18 protein-coding genes and 1 pseudogene are annotated in these 17,496 nt (G+C 59.8%); 6 read left to right on the forward strand and 13 right to left on the reverse strand.

Annotated features, from left to right (window positions below; all coding sequences use genetic code 11):
• Positions 1–133: 133 nt before the first annotated feature.
• The 8 genes from murB to QF010_RS24465 all read right to left on the reverse strand — a co-directional run bounded on the left by murB (position 134) and on the right by QF010_RS24465 (position 6,980).
• Complete coding sequence (gene murB, locus QF010_RS24430; protein WP_429534113.1) at positions 134–1,153, reverse strand: UDP-N-acetylmuramate dehydrogenase; 1,020 nt, start codon at positions 1,151–1,153, stop codon at positions 134–136.
• A complete protein-coding gene (locus QF010_RS24435; protein WP_033056931.1) occupies positions 1,150–1,614 on the reverse strand; it encodes a low molecular weight protein-tyrosine-phosphatase in 465 nt (154 codons plus the stop codon). The genes murB and QF010_RS24435 overlap by 4 nt, the downstream gene beginning before the upstream one ends.
• Positions 1,614–2,378: a 3-deoxy-manno-octulosonate cytidylyltransferase gene (kdsB, locus tag QF010_RS24440; protein WP_046049062.1), complete on the reverse strand. Its 765-nt coding sequence runs from the start codon at positions 2,376–2,378 to the stop codon at positions 1,614–1,616. Before kdsB ends, QF010_RS24435 begins: the two co-directional genes overlap by 1 nt.
• On the reverse strand, positions 2,375–2,560 hold the full coding sequence (locus QF010_RS24445) for a Trm112 family protein (protein WP_007945752.1): 186 nt from the start codon (positions 2,558–2,560) through the stop codon (positions 2,375–2,377). Before QF010_RS24445 ends, kdsB begins: the two co-directional genes overlap by 4 nt.
• Positions 2,561–2,585: 25 nt before the next feature.
• Complete coding sequence (lpxK, locus tag QF010_RS24450) at positions 2,586–3,596, reverse strand: tetraacyldisaccharide 4'-kinase (RefSeq protein WP_033056927.1); 1,011 nt, start codon at positions 3,594–3,596, stop codon at positions 2,586–2,588.
• Positions 3,596–4,027 (reverse strand): ExbD/TolR family protein, encoded by a 432-nt coding sequence (locus tag QF010_RS24455; protein ID WP_033056926.1) that lies wholly within the window; start codon positions 4,025–4,027, stop codon positions 3,596–3,598. The genes lpxK and QF010_RS24455 overlap by 1 nt, the downstream gene beginning before the upstream one ends.
• Positions 4,024–4,659 (reverse strand): MotA/TolQ/ExbB proton channel family protein, encoded by a 636-nt coding sequence (locus QF010_RS24460; protein ID WP_033056924.1) that lies wholly within the window; start codon positions 4,657–4,659, stop codon positions 4,024–4,026. Before QF010_RS24460 ends, QF010_RS24455 begins: the two co-directional genes overlap by 4 nt.
• Positions 4,660–4,757: 98 nt before the next feature.
• Positions 4,758–6,980 carry a DNA internalization-related competence protein ComEC/Rec2 gene (locus QF010_RS24465; RefSeq protein ID WP_429534114.1) on the reverse strand — a complete coding sequence of 741 codons (2,223 nt, stop codon included), beginning with the start codon at positions 6,978–6,980 and terminating at the stop codon, positions 4,758–4,760.
• Positions 6,981–7,115: 135 nt separating this feature from the next.
• On the opposite strand from QF010_RS24465, the pseudogene QF010_RS24470 reads away from it, so the two are divergent.
• Positions 7,116–7,555 (forward strand): annotated as a pseudogene (locus tag QF010_RS24470) (DUF2062 domain-containing protein).
• A 45-nt stretch (positions 7,556–7,600) separates the two neighbouring features.
• Here the strand turns inward: QF010_RS24470 and QF010_RS24475 are convergent.
• From QF010_RS24475 to QF010_RS24490, 4 genes are all read right to left on the reverse strand, one after another.
• Positions 7,601–8,380 (reverse strand): ABC transporter permease, encoded by a 780-nt coding sequence (locus QF010_RS24475; RefSeq protein ID WP_429534115.1) that lies wholly within the window; start codon positions 8,378–8,380, stop codon positions 7,601–7,603.
• Positions 8,377–9,309 (reverse strand): ABC transporter ATP-binding protein, encoded by a 933-nt coding sequence (locus QF010_RS24480; RefSeq protein WP_008152392.1) that lies wholly within the window; start codon positions 9,307–9,309, stop codon positions 8,377–8,379. The genes QF010_RS24475 and QF010_RS24480 overlap by 4 nt, the downstream gene beginning before the upstream one ends.
• Before the next feature lie 133 nt (positions 9,310–9,442).
• Positions 9,443–10,066 (reverse strand): glutathione S-transferase family protein, encoded by a 624-nt coding sequence (locus QF010_RS24485; protein WP_429534116.1) that lies wholly within the window; start codon positions 10,064–10,066, stop codon positions 9,443–9,445.
• Between the two features lie 43 nt (positions 10,067–10,109).
• Entirely contained in the window at positions 10,110–10,769 is a 660-nt protein-coding gene (locus tag QF010_RS24490) for a transglutaminase-like domain-containing protein (protein WP_033056916.1), read from the reverse strand.
• 249 nt (positions 10,770–11,018) lie between these two features.
• On the opposite strand from QF010_RS24490, the gene QF010_RS24495 reads away from it, so the two are divergent.
• Complete coding sequence (locus tag QF010_RS24495; protein WP_033056914.1) at positions 11,019–13,466, forward strand: acyl-CoA dehydrogenase; 2,448 nt, start codon at positions 11,019–11,021, stop codon at positions 13,464–13,466.
• 65 nt (positions 13,467–13,531) lie between these two features.
• Positions 13,532–13,939: a PA2817 family protein gene (locus QF010_RS24500; RefSeq protein ID WP_008152400.1), complete on the forward strand. Its 408-nt coding sequence runs from the start codon at positions 13,532–13,534 to the stop codon at positions 13,937–13,939.
• A gap of 183 nt (positions 13,940–14,122) precedes the next feature.
• Here QF010_RS24500 and QF010_RS24505 read toward each other — a convergent pair whose 3' ends face one another.
• On the reverse strand, positions 14,123–15,121 hold the full coding sequence (locus QF010_RS24505) for a LysR family transcriptional regulator (RefSeq protein ID WP_429510816.1): 999 nt from the start codon (positions 15,119–15,121) through the stop codon (positions 14,123–14,125).
• Between the two features lie 91 nt (positions 15,122–15,212).
• Here QF010_RS24505 and QF010_RS24510 point away from each other — a divergent pair, with 91 nt between their 5' ends.
• From QF010_RS24510 to QF010_RS24520, 3 genes are all read left to right on the forward strand, one after another.
• On the forward strand, positions 15,213–15,839 hold the full coding sequence (locus QF010_RS24510; RefSeq protein WP_429510817.1) for an alanyl-tRNA editing protein: 627 nt from the start codon (positions 15,213–15,215) through the stop codon (positions 15,837–15,839).
• 92 nt (positions 15,840–15,931) lie between these two features.
• The gene (locus QF010_RS24515) at positions 15,932–16,702 is read left to right on the forward strand and encodes a 2OG-Fe(II)-dependent halogenase WelO5 family protein (protein ID WP_033056908.1); all 771 of its coding nucleotides are present in this window, start codon (positions 15,932–15,934) and stop codon (positions 16,700–16,702) included.
• A 1-nt stretch (position 16,703) separates the two neighbouring features.
• A complete protein-coding gene (locus QF010_RS24520; RefSeq protein WP_033056907.1) occupies positions 16,704–17,339 on the forward strand; it encodes a LysE family translocator in 636 nt (211 codons plus the stop codon).
• Positions 17,340–17,496 lie beyond the last annotated feature (157 nt).

The following is a 17,496-nucleotide window of genomic DNA, read 5'->3' on the forward strand; positions in this document are numbered from 1 at the left end:
TAGCGTCTGCATCGGGCCTTTGATGGAGCAAACGTTTGCATCGTTAGGTGGCTAAGTTAACCCAGCATTAACAAAAAAGCCCTGCACCGTTAAACGAGTGCAGGGCTTTGAAATCAGTCTTGAAAGCGTAGCCTCAATACCGATTGGGCTCCATTTCCAGGTCGACATGGAAACGTTCTGAAATGTCTTTCTGGATGCGTTGCGCCAGGTCCAGCAATTGCAGACCCGTCGCGTTGCCATAGTTGACCAGCACCAGCGCCTGCAATTTATGCACGCCGGCGTCGGCGTCACGGAAACCTTTCCAGCCGGCTCGCTCGATCAGCCAGCCCGCCGCCAGTTTCATCTGCCCGTCAGGTTGCGCGTAGGCCACCAGATCCGGGTATTCACCTTTGAGTTGCGCGACCAGCGCCGCTGGCACCAAAGGATTCTTGAAGAAGCTGCCGGCATTGCCGAGCACTGCCGGGTCCGGAAGCTTTTCGTTGCGGATGCTGCAAATCGCCTGGCTGACATCGGTGGCGGTCGGGTGATCGATGCCTTGCTCGGTCAGGCGCTGACGCACCGGGCCGTACTCCAGATGCAGGTGCGCGGCGCGGTCCAGGATGAAACGTACCCGCAGGATCAACCAACGCCCCGGTTCCTGCTTGAACAGGCTGTCGCGGTAGGCGAAGTTGCATTCTTCCAGGGTGAAGTCCCGCAGTTCGCCGGTCTGGCGATCCAGCGCGGTCAGGCCGGCGAACACGTCCTTGATCTCCACGCCATAGGCGCCGATGTTCTGCATCGGTGCCGCGCCGACCGTGCCGGGAATCAGGCTGAGGTTTTCCAGGCCCGACAAACCTTGCGCCAAGGTGTGCTGCACGAACGGGTGCCAAGGCTCGCCGGCCTCGGCTTCGATCACGACCTTGCTGCCGTCATCGCTCAGGATGCGAATCCCGCGCGTGGCCATGCGCAGCACCAGCGACTGGATATCGGCCGTCAGCAGCAAATTGCTGCCACCGCCAATCACCAGCAGCGGCACGTCATGTTCCACCGCATAGGCCAGGGCTTCACGCACGTCGGCATCGCTGTGGGCCTCGGCAAACAGCCGGGCCTGAACGTCAACGCCGAAGGTGTTGAACGGTTTGAGCGAAACCCGGGGTTGAACCTGCAAACTCATAACCGTCCCTTCAATTCGATCACCAGCAAATCACTGGCGCGCTCGATCAGGTCCAGCACCTGCTCAAAGCCTTGGTCGCCGTCGTAGTACGGATCCGGTACTTCATCGATTTCCGACTGGTAGCGACGCAGGAACAGGTCCAGCTCGGCCTTGCCCCTGGCCGGTTGCATGGCCTCGAGATTGCGCAGGTTGCTGTGGTCCATCGCCAGAATCAGGTCGTAGGTGGCGAAATCGGCGCGGGACACTTGCTGGGCGCGCTGAGCGGACAGGTCATAACCGCGCCGCTTGGCCGCCGCCTGACTGCGCTTGTCCGGGGCCTTGCCGACGTGCCAGTCACCGGTGCCGGCGGAGGCAACTTCGATTTGATCGGCCAGCCCCGCTTCGCGCAGTTTGTGTCGTAGCACGCCTTCGGCCGTCGGAGAACGGCAGATGTTGCCCAGGCAGACAAACAAAACCCGCATCAGGCCTCCAGCAGGCGACGAACGCGCTCAAGGTCTTCAACGGTGTCGACACCGGTTGGCGGTGCGATCAGTGCATCGGCGACGTGAATCCGCACGCCGTGCCACAGGGCACGCAGCTGTTCCAGGGATTCGGTATTTTCCAGCCAGCATGGGCCCCAGCTGACGAAGTCATGCAGGAAACCGGCGCGGTAGGCATAGATGCCGATATGGCGGCGATACGGCACGCCTTCCGGCAATTGCTCGCGGCTTTTGGCGAACGCGTCCCGGGCCCACGGCAACGTGGCGCGACTGAAAGTCAGCGCCAGGCCATTAAGGTCGCTGACGACCTTGACCACGTTGGGATTGAACAGGGTTTCCACGTCTTCGATCGGCTCGGCCAGCGTGGCCATGCGCGCTTCGGTGTGGGCGGCCAGGTTGGCGGCAACCTGATCGATCACACTCGGCGGGATCAGCGGTTCGTCACCCTGAACGTTGACCACAATGGCGTCGGGCGCCAGGCCCAGCTTCGCGGCGACTTCCGCCAGACGGTCGGTGCCGGAATTGTGATCTTCGCGGGTCAGCACCACTTCAGCGCCAAACCCGTTGCAGGCCTCGACGATGCGCGCATCGTCAGTGGCAACCACCACGCGCTGGGCGCTGCTTTTGCTCGCCTGTTCCCAGACGTGCTGGATCATCGGCTTGCCGGCGATCAGTAGCAGCGGTTTGCCCGGCAAGCGGGTGGAGGCGTAACGCGATGGAATGACAACGGTAAAGGCTGTGGTCATTTATCCAGGCGCTCGTCGGTGGTCAGGGTGCGGGCTTCGGTCTCGAGCATCACCGGGATGCCGTCGCGAATCGGGTAAGCCAGGCCTGCGCCCTTGCTGATCAGCTCGGTTTTGTCGGCACTGAGCTTGAGCGGGCCTTTGCAGACCGGGCAAGCGAGGATATCGAGCAATTTGGTGTCCATGAGCATTCCCTGGATAAAAACGGATTTAAGGCAAAAGACGAGCCGGCAACAGGCGCATCAGCTGCGTATCGAACCAGGCCACGAAGGCCGGCGATGGTGCAGCATCGACCGCCAGGTACCACCAATCGGCGGCAGCGAAGGCACGGCACTTCACCGCGTCCTTTTCGGTCATCACCAACGGCAATGACGGTGTGAAATTCAAGGCCTGCACGCTGTATTCGGCGTGGTCGGCAAACGCATGCGGCACTGGCTGCCAGTGTAGCGTTTCGAGGGTTGTGAAGAAACGCTGCGGATTGCCGATCCCGGCCACGGCGTGCAGTGCCTGGCCTGCGGGGAAGTGATCGAGGGGACGCCGCTCTCCGCTTTGCAGATTGATCAATTCGGTGGGTTGAAGCTGGAAGGCAAAACCGCCGTCGCGATCGGCATCGGCACCGTTGTACAGCACCGCGTCGACACTTTGCAGACGCTCGACCGGTTCGCGCAACGGCCCGGCGGGCAGGCAACGCTGGTTACCCAGGCCGCGTGCGGCGTCGATCAGCACTAGTTCAAGGTCGCGGGCCAGACGGTAATGCTGCATGCCGTCATCGGACAGGATCAGGTCCAATGGCTCGCTCGCCAGCAGGGCTTTGACGGCGCTGCTGCGGTCCGGGTCGATCATCAACGGAACGCCGGTGCGCTGGACGATCAACAGCGGTTCGTCGCCTGCGATATCGGCGCTTTGATCCGCCTCAACCCGCCACGGCAGTTGCGGCGGTTTGGCGCCGTAACCGCGGCTGACCACGCCGACCCGCAGGCCGCTGCGCTGGCAGTGCTGGATCATCCACAGAATCAGCGGCGTCTTGCCGGTGCCGCCGACGGTGATGTTACCGACTACGATCAGCGGCACCGGCGGTTGATAGATCTCGCCCTCGCCCGCCAGAAAACGCTTGCGCTTGTTATTGACCACGCGCCGATACAGCCACTCCAGTGGCTGCAACAGCTTCAGGGCCGGATGACCTTGGTACCACGCGGCGAGCAAGCGGTCGGACATGGCCATCAGGGCGCGGGCGGCGCCGCCTCGACAGTGGTCATGCGCAGGTGACTGAAACCGAGTTTGCCGGCGGCGTCCATGGCGGTGATGACGGACTGATGCTGAGTCTTGCCGTCAGCGCTGATAGACAGCGGCAGGTTGGTGTCGCCACTGGATTCTTTTTGCAGCGCGTCCATCAACGAGGCCAGGTCGTTTTTCGGCAACAATTGATTGTTCACCGAGAATACGCCCTCGGCACTGATGGCAACGTCCAGATGCTTGACCTGCTGGTCTTCGGCAGGTGAACCGCTGACCGCTTCCGGCAGATCGACACGCAATTGGGTTTCACGGGTAAAGGTGGTGGTCACGACGAAAAACAGCAGCAGGATAAACACCACGTCGATCAGCGACGCGAGGTTGATGTCTACCGTTTCCCGCGGTTTGCGGCGGAATTTCACGCTTTGCCCCCATTCAGGTCAACATCGCGGTCACCCTGCACCACCTCGACCAGTTTGATCGCTTCCTGCTCCATGCCCACCACCAGCTCATCGATCCGGCGTTGCAGGAACCGGTGGAAGAACACCGCCGGGATGCCGACCATGAGGCCTGCGGCTGTGGTTATCAGCGCCTTGGAGATACCACCGGCCAATACGGCGGCGTTGGTGGTCATGCCCGAACCCATGAATGCGCTGAAGATATCGATCATGCCCAACACCGTCCCCAACAGACCCAGCAACGGGGCCATGGCGGCGATAGTGCCCAGCGCATTGATGTAGCGCTCGAGTTCGTGAACCACTCGCGCGGCGGCTTCTTCTATGCACTCTTTCATGATCTCGCGACCATGCCTGGAGTTGGCCAGGCCGGCAGCCAGGATCTCGCCCAACGGCGAGTTGGCACGCAGTTCCTTGAGTTTGTCTTTATTGAGTTGTTTGTCCTTGATCCAGACCCAGACCTGCCCGAGCAAATGCTCCGGGGTCACACGGCTGGCTCGCAGGGTCCAGAGACGTTCGGCGACGATCGCCATGGCTGCGATGGAACTCAGAATGATCGGTATCATCATCCATCCGCCGGATTTGACCAATTCCCACACAGTGACAGTCCCCTCGAAAAAGTGCGCCACTCTAACATAGGGGGTGAGCGCACCGAAGACCGTGATGTCGCATCCAGTCGGTCTTTGATCACTCCGGGTTACTGCGCAGAGCGCCAGAAACGCCGTTCTTGACGCATCGTCCATGGCGGCTTGAAGCGTCCCAGTTGCAGACGGATGGCACCCTGCTCGGCGCTGTCATGGATCGATAGGCCGCGCTTTCGATAGCGCGCCATGATCGTGGGATGGGGATGACCGAATGAATTGCCCTGACCGCGGGAGATCAGCACTGCTTTGGGTTGCAGCCCGGCAAGCAACGCCATGGAAGATGAACTGCGACTGCCGTGGTGCGGCGCCTGCAACCAATCGGTGGTGACGGCCAGTGGACTGTCGAGCAAAGCTTGCTCGGCTGCGGCGTCTATATCACCGGTCAGTAACAGACGCTCACCGTTGGCCTCGATCTGCAGGACGCAGGATTTTTGATTGCTGTCGCTGGCCGAAGACCATTGCCAGAGCTGGAACCTCACATCATCCCAGACCCATTGCTTACCGCTCTCGCAGCCTTCTGCCTGCAACTCGGCCGGCAGCGCCGGGGGATCGCCACTGACCACCCGTTTCACCGGCAGGCCATTGGCAACGGCCCGGGCGCCGCCCGCATGATCGGCGTCAGCATGGCTGATCAGCATCAAATCGAGCCCATTCACACCCAGTTTGCGTAATGTCGGCAGTACCACCCGCTCACCCAGGTCGAAATCGCCGAAACGTGGCCCGGTGTCATACAACAGTGTGTGATGGCGGGTGCGCACCAGGATGGCCAAACCCTGGCCGACATCCAGCTGCCAGACTTCGGCGATGCCTTCAGGCAAGACCTGCCGGGGTGGAAAAACCAGCAACAGCAGCATCGGCCAACCCAGCGAGCGAAACGGCACACCTCGAGGCATCAATAGTAGAAAGGCACCGAGTGTGCCGAGTGCCCAGATCCACAACGGGATGGCCACCGGCACCCACGCGGGCAAGTACCCGGCCATCAGCGTCAGGCCGTTGAACAAGAGGTCGATCAAACCTCCCGCCAACCACAGCAACCCTTCGCCCACGTAAGGAAGGGGTAAAAGCAACGTACCCAGCAATGCCGGAGGCAGCACCACCAGGCTGATCCACGGCACCGCGAGCAAATTGGCCACCGGCCCGCTGAGACTGATCGGCAACCCGAGCACCAGCAGCAACGGGCACAGACCGATCGCGATCAGCCATTGGGCGCGGGTCCACGTTTGCCACCAACGCCATGGGCCCAGCCGACCACCGAAGGTGAAGATCAACACCGCCACCGCCGCGAACGACAGCCAGAAACCCGGTTGCAGACTCGCCAGTGGATCCAGCAGCAAAACACCGTCGAGCGCCAGCAACAGCGGCCACCAGGCGCCGAGGTGACGAAATCGCAGGCGCCACAACAGCACCAGACCGATCATCACGCAGGCCCGCCGCACTGGCACCTCGAAACCGGCCAGCAGCCCATAACCGAGAGCGGCCGCGAACGCGAGTCCACAGGCCCACGGCAGCCAAGGCAAGCGTTTTGGCCACAGGCCATAACGGGCCAGCCCGGCGATCAGCAGATACACCAGCCCTGCCAACAACCCGATGTGTTGTCCGGAAATCACCAACAGATGGACGGTGCCGGTGTCTTGCAGCACCTGCCAATCTTCGCGACTCAGTCCGGCGCCGTCCCCCAGCACCAACGCCGTCAGCGCGCCTGTTCGCCCTTGGGCATCCACGGCCTGCAAGCGCTGACGGATGCCGTCGCGCCAGGCCCATTGGGCTTCCTTGAGCCGCTCGCCAGCCTTGACCGTCCCGGTAGCGCCGATGCGTTGCGCCAGCAGCCAGGCGTCGTAATCGAAAGCATGGGGATTGAGCAGCCCCGCAGGACGCTTCAACTTGACCGCCAGTCGCCAATGTTCGCCGCTGTTGACCGGCGGCCCGTCATACCAGGCCAGGCGCATCCGTTGCGGCACCTTGCCATGCCTCGACCAGGCGTCCGCCAACTCGAAACGCACGACGGCCTCATTGTTCTGGGGCAATCCCGTCACCCGCCCTTCGACCCAACGGGTTTCGCCATCGAGGCTCATCGGCAGCCGATCATCCAGCGCCCACTGTGCATTCGCGCCTGCCCAACTGAAGCCGAACAGGAAAAATGCCAGTGGATAGCTGCGAAACGGCAGCACCATCAAACCGATTACCGGCAGCAACATCCATAACCAGACCGGCGGTAATACCGGTAAAAAACGCAGGATCAACAGACCCAACGCCAGCGCCATCATCCCTGTGCGCATACGCCCGTCCTTGAGAGTCCCCTCCTAGGCATAGCCGGCTAATCGCACGGGCATCGTTATTAATTGTCACAAAGTCTGAATGGGCGGGTCATAGAATCCAGACATACTTGCCGCCTTAACCGACCGAGAAGCCTTATGCCCCGGCGCTTATTCAAACGTTACATGCCAGACCCGACCAGCATCAGGGAACACAAGTCCTTACGCTTTCTCGGCACCCTGCTGCATGACCCGAACCTCTGGCACCTCAACCGCCATTCCGTCGCACGGGCCATGGCATGCCGATTGCGGTCAGCCTGGTCTGGCTGACCAATCCGATCACCATGCCGGCGGTGTTCTTCTGCACTTACCAGACCGGTGCCTGGCTGATGGACGTTCCCACCCGCCATTTACCGGACGAGCTGACCTGGGAATGGATCAGCGGCGAACTATCGACTCTTTGGCAGCCGTTTTTACTCGGTTCGGTGGTGACGGGACTGGTGCTCGGCGCGCTCGCCTATTGCCTGACCATGATGTACTGGCGCTGGTGGGTCGGACGGCAGTGGCGGCGGCGCCAGAAAAGACGAATGCAAGAATAAAAAAACGGCACCCTGAGGTGCCGTTTCTGATTAAGCAGTGCGCGATTACGTGCGCATCCCGCGACCACTGACCAGCAGCCGTGCGCAACCGATGTACAACACCACGGTCGCCACCAGCATGAAGGTGATCGCCACGCTGATCCGGATGTCAGAAACGCCAAGAATGCCGTAACGGAAAGCGTTGACCATGTGCAGCACCGGGTTGGCCAGGGACACGGTCTGCCAGAACGGCGGCAGCAACGAAATCGAGTAGAACACCCCGCCCAGGTAGGTCAGCGGTGTCAGCACAAACGTCGGGATGATCGAGATGTCATCGAAGTTGCGCGCAAACACGGCGTTGATGAAGCCCAGCAGCGAGAAGATCGTCGCCGTCAGCACCACCACCAGAACGGTCACGCCCAGGTGATGCACCTGCAACTTGGTGAAGAACAGCGAAAGGAGGGTCACGATGAGCCCGACCATCAAGCCACGCAGCACGCCGCCCAGGGTGTAGCCGATCAGAATCGTATGCGGCGACACGGGCGACACCATCAATTCTTCGATGGAACGCTGGAACTTGCTGCCGAAGAAACTGGAGACCACGTTGCCGTAGGAGTTGGTGATCACCGACATCATGATCAGCCCCGGCACGATGTACTCCATGTAAGTGAAGCCACCCATGTCACCGATCTGCCGGCCGATCAGATTGCCGAAGATCACGAAGTACAGAACCATGGTGATGGCCGGCGGCAGCAGTGTCTGCGGCCAGATCCGGGTAAAGCGCTTGACCTCTCGGTAAACGATGGTGTTGAGGGCAACGAGGTTGGGTTGCAGCTCGGAACTCATACCGCCACCTTCGACAGATTTTTCTCCACCAGGGACACGAACAACTCCTCGAGGCGATTGGTTTTGTTACGCAGGCTCAACACTTCGATGTTCTGCTGCGCCAATTGGGTGAACAGCGCAGTGATGCCCATGGCCTTGTCGACCTGAACTTCAAGGGTGTGGCTGTCGAGCAACTTGGTCGGGTAACCGAGCAACTGCGGCGCGGTTTGCACAGTGTTTTTGAGGTCGAGCAGGAACGTTTCAACATGCAGTTGGCCGAGCAACTGTTTCATGCTGGTGTTCTCGACGATGGTGCCGTGGTCGATGATGCCGATGTTGCGGCACAACTGCTCAGCCTCTTCCAGGTAGTGGGTGGTGAGAATGATGGTGATGCCTTTCTTGTTCAACTCGGTGAGGAACGTCCACATCGAGCGACGCAGTTCGATGTCCACACCCGCCGTCGGTTCGTCGAGGATCAGCAGACGCGGTTCGTGAACCAGCGCACGGGCGATCATCAGTCGACGCTTCATGCCGCCGGACAGTGAACGCGATGGCGTATCGCGCTTGTCCCACAGGCCCAGTTGGGTCAGGTACTGCTCGGCGCGTTCCTTGGCGATTTTCGGCGGGATGCCGTAATAACCGGCCTGGGTCACGACGATGTCGAAGGTTTTTTCGAACTGGTTGAAGTTGAATTCCTGAGGAACCACGCCGATGGAGCGCTTGAGTTGCGCAGGATTCTTGTCCAGGTCGTGACCGAAGATATTCACCGTCCCGCTGGTCTTGTTCACCAGGGTCGAGAGAATGCCGATGGTCGTGGATTTGCCGGCGCCGTTAGGGCCGAGCAAGGCGAAAAAGTCACCTTCGGCGACGTCCAGATCGATACCACTCAGGGCCTGGAAACCGTTGCCGTAGGTTTTGGTTAGCTGCCGGATGGACAGAGCGGAACTCATATCGGATTTACGCACCAAGAAGGGAAGAAAGGGACAAATCAGGGCGGGCGGCGACTAATACAACCGCGGCGCACGAGCGCAATGGTGCTTGTCGCCGCCACACAAGTACAGTCAAGTGTGTCGATAGTGAGTATTAAGTCAACGCGGTCATAACCGCTTTCTGATACGCCGGACGCTGTTTCAGTCGCGCATACCAGGCTTGCAGATGAGGCTGCGGTGCGCGCTCGATCGGCATCTCGAACCAGGCATAAATGAAGCTGCCCAGAGGAATGTCGCCCATGCCGATCTCATCGCCGGACAGGTACGGTTGGGTCGCCAGCGCCTGATCAGCCATGGACAGCAGGCCATCGCACTCCTTGATCGCAGCGTTGATGGCCGGCCAGTCCTGCTGGTCTTCCGGGGTGCGCAATACGCCCCAGAACACCGTGCGGAACGGCCCGGCAAAACTTGAAGTGGCCCAGTCCATCCACTTGTCGGCAGAGGCCCGGGCTTGCAGATCCTCTGGATACCAGGCGGTGCCGTTGGCGTGGCGAGCCATCAGGTAACGCACGATGGCGTTGGATTCCCACAACACGAAACCATCGTCGTCAATCACCGGCACGCGACCATTGGGGTTCATCGCGCGGTACTGAGGCGTATCGACTACACCAAAGGCGCCGCCCGCATCGATGGCTTCATAAGCCAGGCCCAGCTCCTCGGCGGCCCACAAAGATTTTCTGACATTCGACGAGTTTTTCCGACCCCAGATCTTCAGCATGACCGCCTCTTTATGGATGAATGCGCAGGCAGCATACGCCGGATCAGGCGTGACTCAAATCGCTCTGCATGTCACCCAGCAGCACGGGCAGTGTGTCGCTGAACAGATGCGGATAGCACTTCTCCAGATGCTCGAAAAAGAACGCTTCAGGCACGTCGGTGAACTGGCCGTGATCGATCAGGTACTCCATCAATTGCTCGCCGTCGCGATTGAACGGATGGAAAACGCTGTCGTTGATTCCGTCGAATTCCAGGGGGGCGACATTGAACAATTCGCACAAGCCTTGGTTGAACGCTGGCGTGGCTTTGACCCAACGACCATTCAGATACAGCTCCGTATAGCCGTGCATGGCGAACACATCGCTCTTGAGCAATTCAAGCAAACGTGGCGTCGATAAATGATTGCGCACATCCGCCAGGCCGATCCGTGCAGGGATCCCGCAATGACGGGCCGCACCTGCCAGCAGCGTGGCTTTGGGCACGCAATAACTCTCCCCCGCCGCCAACGCATAACTACCGCGCAAGGTGCCCGGGTCGCGACTGAAGGTGTAAGGGTTGTAACGCACGGCTTCGCGCACGGCGTAATAGAGATTGATCGCCTGCTCTAGAGGATCGCGATGACTGCCGCGATGTTTTTCGGCGAACTCCACCACCGACGGGTGGTCACTATCGATGAAGCGGCCGGGACTCAGATACTCGTGCATGAGAACAATCTCCTGGGGAAGCCACGAGTCTAGCGACACGCTCAGCACAGAGATAACGACGTTTCGGCCAAACATGGACGCTTTGCCGCCCGCCCAACGAACGATTTCCGAGGCCTGTTGCCCGCAAGGCCTACAAAACTCATCCATGGTTTCCCACGAATTCAATCACATCGCTCTGACCAACCTGTTTTGCGGATGCCGTCTAAGCTCTGAAAGTTGGTTTTGCCCTGGTTTCACGGAGGATTAAATATGCTGCTGTTGTGGATACTGGTTCTGGTTGTCGGGATTGCCTATTTAGCCCACCGACGCATCGCGCCACTGCCTGCCCTGTGCGTCGTTGCCGTTTACGTGGTGGTGATGGGCGCTTTCAGCCACGCGCCAGGCTGGCTGTTGCTGATTTTCTGGGTGCTGATCGCGGCCGTGGCTGCGCCTTTGTTGTTGCCCGACCTGCGCCGCAAATTTTTCAGCGCACCGCTGTTCAGCTGGTTCCAGAAAACCCTGCCGCCGATGTCGCAAACCGAACGCGATGCAATCGATGCGGGCACGGTGTGGTGGGACGGCGAACTGTTCAGCGGTCGCCCGGACTGGAAAAAACTGCTGTCCTATCCAAAAGCGCAGCTGAGCGAAGAGGAACAGGCCTTCATCGACGGCCCGACCGAAGAACTCTGCGCCATGGTCAGCGACTGGCAGATCGGTCAAGACATGGACCTCCCTCCCGAAGCCTGGGCCTACATCAAGGAAAACGGCTTCTTCGCCCTGATCATTCCCAAGGAGTTTGGCGGCAAAGGTTTCTCCGCCTACGCCCACTCTCAGGTGGCGATGAAACTGGCAACCCGCAGCGGCGACCTCGCGTCCACCGTGATGGTCCCCAACTCCCTCGGTCCGGCCGAACTGCTGCTGCATTACGGCACTGACGAGCAACGCAACCACTACCTGCCACGACTGGCGCGCGGCGATGACATCCCGTGCTTCGCACTGACCGGGCCACTGGCCGGCTCCGATGCCGGCTCCATGCCCGACACCGGGGTGATCTGCAAAGGTGAATGGGAAGGCAAGGAAACCTTGGGCCTGCGCCTGAACTGGGAAAAGCGTTACATCACGCTGGGACCAGTCGCCACCCTGCTCGGCCTCGCGTTCAAGGCCTACGACCCGGACCACCTGCTGGGTGAGGAGGAAGACCTGGGGATCAGTCTGGCGTTGATCCCGACCGATACCGCCGGTGTTGAAATCGGCCGCCGTCACTTGCCGTTGGGCGCTTCATTCATGAACGGCCCGAACTCCGGCAAAGACGTCTTCGTACCGTTGGAGTTCCTCATCGGCGGCCAGGAAATGATCGGCAAAGGCTGGATGATGCTGATGAACTGCCTGTCGGTCGGGCGTTCGATTTCGTTGCCAGCGGTCGGCACCGGCGCCGCCAAGTTCACCAGCCTGGTGACCGGCCAGTACGCTCAGGTCCGTGAACAGTTCAACGTTCCACTGTCGGCCTTCGAAGGGATTCAGGAAGCGATGGCCCGTATCGGCGGCAACGCCTGGATGATGGACGCGGCGCGGATGCTCACGGCCAATGCGGTGGATTTGGGCGAGAAGCCGTCGGTGCTGTCGGCGATTCTCAAGTACCACCTCACTGAACGCGGCCGCGAGTGCATCAGCCACGCCATGGATGTTCATGGCGGCAAGGCAATCATCATGGGGCCGAACAACTACCTCGGTCGCAGCTGGAACGGCGCGCCGATTTTCATCACCGTGGAAGGCGCGAACATTCTCTCGCGCAACCTGATGATCTTCGGTCAGGGCGCGATTCGCTGCCATCCATTCGTGCTCAAGGAAATGGCCCTCGCCAGTCGTGAAGACAAGGACCAGGCCCTCACAGAGTTTGATGGCCTGCTGCTCAAGCACATCGGTTTCGCCGTGAGTAACGCCGCCAGCACGCTGGTGCTGAACCTTGGTTTCGGTCACTTCGAACACGCGCCAGGCGACAAGCTCAGCCAGGGTTACTTCCGTGCCCTCAATCGCCAGGCTGCTGCGTTCGCCCTGCTCGCCGACCTGAGCATGATGCTGCTGGGCGGCGAATTGAAACGACGCGAGCGTCTGTCGGCGCGTCTTGGGGATGTGCTCAGCAACATGTACCTCGCCTCCGCCGCACTCAAGCGTTACCACGACCTCGATTCGCCGGAGCACATGGCACCGCTGTTTACCTGGGCCATGGAAGAAAGTCTGGGTCAGTCGGAACGAGCGATGGATGAACTGCTGACCAACTTCCCGAACAAGGTGTTGGGTTGCCTGTTGCGGGTGATCGTGTTCCCGTTCGGTCGTCGCCACAAAGGGCCATCGGACAAACTCGGCGCCGAAGTGGCGGCGGTGATCGGTCGCGCCAAGGGCGATCCAACCCTGGAAGAGTTGCTCGGCGGTTGCTACCGGCCGCAATCCACTGATGACCCGGTCGGCGCCCTGCAACATGCGTGTAACCTGCTGAGTGCCGCGCAACCGTTGCGTAAAAAGCTTCATGTCGCGCTCAAAAGCGGACAGGTCAAACCGGTCGCCGGAGAAAACGTCATCGATACAGCGCTTGAGGCGGGCGTGTTGCAGCCCGTGGAGGCGCAGACCCTGCGTGACGCCGAAGCGGCGCGGCGCAAGGTGATCGATGTCGATGATTTCGACAAAGACGAACTCGCGCTGGCCGACGGAAAGGTCCGCTGATCCTGTAAAAATGGGCGCGAGAGCTTTATACTCCCGCGCCCGTTTTGCTCTTGAGGACTTATCTCGTGTCCAATGTCGTTGCCGATCATCTTGTCTTGCTCGACCACCTGCGCAGCATCCTGGTCGCCGTAGGTGAGGCCGAACAGGTTCCCGAAGAAAGCCATGCCTTGTTCCTGGAGCGCTTCGACGAACTGCGTGCGTTGCTGCCGGTCGACCCGATCGAAAGCCAGTACCTGGGCCAGGACATTCTGTGCCAGGTGATCACCCGCTACCCGCAAATCGCCCACCTGGTCCCGCGCGACCTGCTGTGGTACTTCGCCGGTGACTGCCTGCATTACATGCCCGACGATGAAATCGACTTGTACCAGGCGTTGGAGGAACGTCGTTTCGAAGCTGAACAAAACGACGAACCTTTCGACTGGAACCAGGAAAAACAGCTGCTGGCGATGTCGAAAGACGACAGCAAGCACTGATCCTCGGTCAGAAATGCAAAAGGCCCGCATGGTTGAACATGCGGGCCTTTTTTTTACGGAATGATTGGCAGTGACTGGGCGGACGCCTTCGCGGGCAAGCCTCGCTCCTACAGATGTATGTCGTTCGCGCAATTACGTACGGCACTAACCTGTAGGAGCGAGGCTTGCCCGCGAAGGGGCCCGTCAAAGCAATCCATCACTCTCGGGCAACTCATAATGCGCAGCGACTTTTCCCAACGCACTGGGCTTGCCCGGCTTGCTCAGGGTCGGTTCTTTTTCCAGGCACTCCACCAGATAGTCGATCAGCACCCGTAACTTCGGTGGCAGATAACGGGTTGGCGAATGCAGCAGCCAGGCACCGCCGTGGTATGACGCCAGAAAGGTCCAGTCTGGCAACACCTGCACGATCAGCCCCTGCTCCAGCGCATAACGTGCGGTGAAGTACGGCAGGCTGCCAATCCCGATGTGCTGCAACACTGCGCCCAAGCGCACGCCGGTGTGATTGGCCGCATAACGTCCGCGCACGCCGACGGTGACAGCCTTGGTGCCTTTCTTGAACTTCCAGCGGGCATCGCTCGGGGTTTCGCCCAGATAGATGCAGCTGTGGTTGAGCAAGTCGTGGGGATGGGTCGGTGTGCCGTGTTCGGCCAGGTATTGCGGCGTTGCACAGAGCATATGATCGATGGTGAGCAATTGCCGGCCGACCAGTCCAGGGGGCGGCCGATCTGTAATTCGAATCGCCAGATCAACGTTGTCGTCGATCAAATCCACCTGGCGGTCTTCAAGCAACAGCTCCACATCCACTTTGGGATAACGACGCAAAAATTCCGGCATATGCGGATGAATCACGAAACGCCCCACCGCCTTCGGCACACTGACCCGCACCAGTCCTTCCGCTTCCTGGGTGAACTGACCGCTGATCTCCATCACCGACTTGGCTGCGCTGACCATCTCCTGGCATCGCGTGAACACCTCTTCACCACCGTCGCTCAAGCGCAACTTGCGCGTGGTTCGTTGCAGCAAACGGGTGGCGAGTGCCTTCTCCAGGCGCGAAATGCTTCGACTGACCGCCGAAGGGGAAGAGCCCAACTGGCGAGCGGCCTCGGAGAAGCTGCCGGTCTCGACAACCTTGACGAAAATCGCCATTTCACCAAGCAGCGGTAGTGGAAGATTTATGCTCACAGCGCAACAGTCCTTTGATGTTTGAACGGATTATCACGCAATTCCACGCTCCATATAATAAAAAATAGAATTTTTAATAAGGGCATGGAATATGACGCTTCGCCTCTTTTTCCATAGTGATGACCTCAAGGCCAATGTGGAAGTCCTGGATTGCACGCCCCACGAGAACGAATTTGCCGTGGTGTTGCGCGCCACGTTGTTTCATCCCCAAGGCGGTGGACAGCCCTTCGACACCGGCTGGATCGGCGAAAGCCAGGTGCTGCGCGTGGTTCAGGATCCGGACCGGATCATTCATTTTGTCGACCATCCGATAAAACCGGGCATGACTCAGATTCGGGTCGACGAACAACGCCGCCAGTTCAATTCACGCATGCATTCCGCCGGCCACCTGATCGGCCACTTCGTCCAGGCCATGGGCTGGATGCCGATCAAGGCTCATCACTGGCCCGGCGAAGGACGCGTGCAATTCAAACCGGCAGAGTCGGCAAAAGAGGTAGATGCCGAGATGATTCAACTCGGCATCGAGCAGTGGATCGCTGAAGATCTGCCGCGCCTCTCGTCGATGCGTGAAGGCGCCCGGGAAATCGGTTTCGGTGAACTGCCCGCCTACGGCTGCGGCGGCACCCATGTACGTAGCCTGAAGGATTTGGGCACGGTCACGATCGCTTCCCTTTCACTGAAGAAGGGAACGCTGTCAGTCCACTACAGCGTGGATTGAGCATTTGGGCGATGCCGTTCCTGTCATCGCCTGACGCCGGGGGAACCTGCGGTCGCGGGTTCTGTTGACTATTTGTTAGATGGACCTAAGACATGATGCTTGACGTCGAGCGTCTCGATGAGACGTGCATAAAAAAACTGGCCAACGAAGAAGTCCTCGCCATCCGCGTCAAAGGCTTGTTGCCCAAGCCACTGGCGATTCAGATTGGCGACAAGATCCTTGCCCCTGGCTTCGAAGGCTATATCAATGCGCCGAGCATCGGTCGCATCGGCATGGCGTTTTATGAAGCGGAAAACCAGCCGCTGCTGATCGAAGATTATTTCGAACGCGCCACCCGCAACATTGCGGAATTGCGCAACCGGTGTGCGCCCTATTCGTCCCCCGTCGACACCCTGCGCTGCATGCTCGACGAGTCCTGGCCGGCGGGTGCGCACCTGGAAAATCTCTACGGTCGCAAGATGTATGTCGGGCTGTCCCGGGTTGTGAAACCCGGGATCTGTTTTCTGGCCCACCACGACATTTTCGCCAAGGACGCCCCGGACAGTTACCAGGCCAAGAGCCTTGAAGCGCAGTTCGCCTGCAATGTTTACCTGAACATGCCCACCGAGGGCGGGGCACTGCAGATGTGGGACCACGACATCTCCCCGGACCAGTTCGACGAAATGCGTGGCGACAGTTACGGCATCGATCCGGCGCTGCTCGGGACTCCGACCCTGGAGATTCTTCCCGAGCCGGGTGATTTCATCATGTTCAATTCGCGCTGCATGCACTCGGTGACCCCGGGTGTGGCTGATCCGCGCTTGAGCCTTTCGTTCTTTGTCGGCTATCGCGGCAATGCTTCACCCCTTACTTTCTGGAGTTGAAATGCTTTCGAATTACCTGGGCGAGTTTCTGGCGCTGGCAACGATCCACTTTCTGGCCGTGGTTGCACCCGGACCGGACTTCGCAGTGACCATCCGTCAAAGTGTGCGCTTCGGTCGACTGGTCGGGATTTGCACGGCGCTGGGCATCGGTGCGGGCATTTCCGTGCACGTGCTTTACACCTTGCTCGGGGTCGGCGCGTTGATGCACACGACGCCTTGGCTGCTGACGGTGGCCAAGGTTGTGGGTGGCGCTTACATTTTGTACCTCGGCGTCAGCCTGCTGCGCAGCAAGCCCAAGACCGTACTGGAAGGCGACAAGCCTGACGAACCGGTCGTAGAACAGACATTGCTGAAGGCATTTACCACCGGTTTCCTGACCAACGCGACCAACCCGAAAGCCACACTGTTTTTCCTGGCGATCTTCACCACCATCATCAGCGCCACAACGCCACTGAAGATCCAGGCGCTTTACGGAATCTGGATGTGTTTTGTGAATGCGCTGTGGTTTGTAATCGTCGCGCTGTTCTTTTCCAGTGCCCGGGTACGGCTGCTGTTTATGCGCATGGGGCACTGGTTTGAACGCACCATGGGGGTGATTCTGATCCTGTTCGCCGGGCGCCTGATTCTGTCGATGTAAAACCTGCGCCCATGCAAAAGGCCCGCTCAGTCGGCTGACGGGCCTTTTTCGTTTCTGCGTCGCTTTTGCATTTCTGTGCGACAGATCTCACTTCTGGTACTCCCGTACTGCTCACTCGTGGTGTTAGTTTGGGAACGTTTTTTTGTCCCATCGATCA

It is taken from the genome of Pseudomonas silensiensis, from assembly GCF_050434865.1.
GTDB lineage: Bacteria > Pseudomonadota > Gammaproteobacteria > Pseudomonadales > Pseudomonadaceae > Aquipseudomonas > Aquipseudomonas fluorescens_W.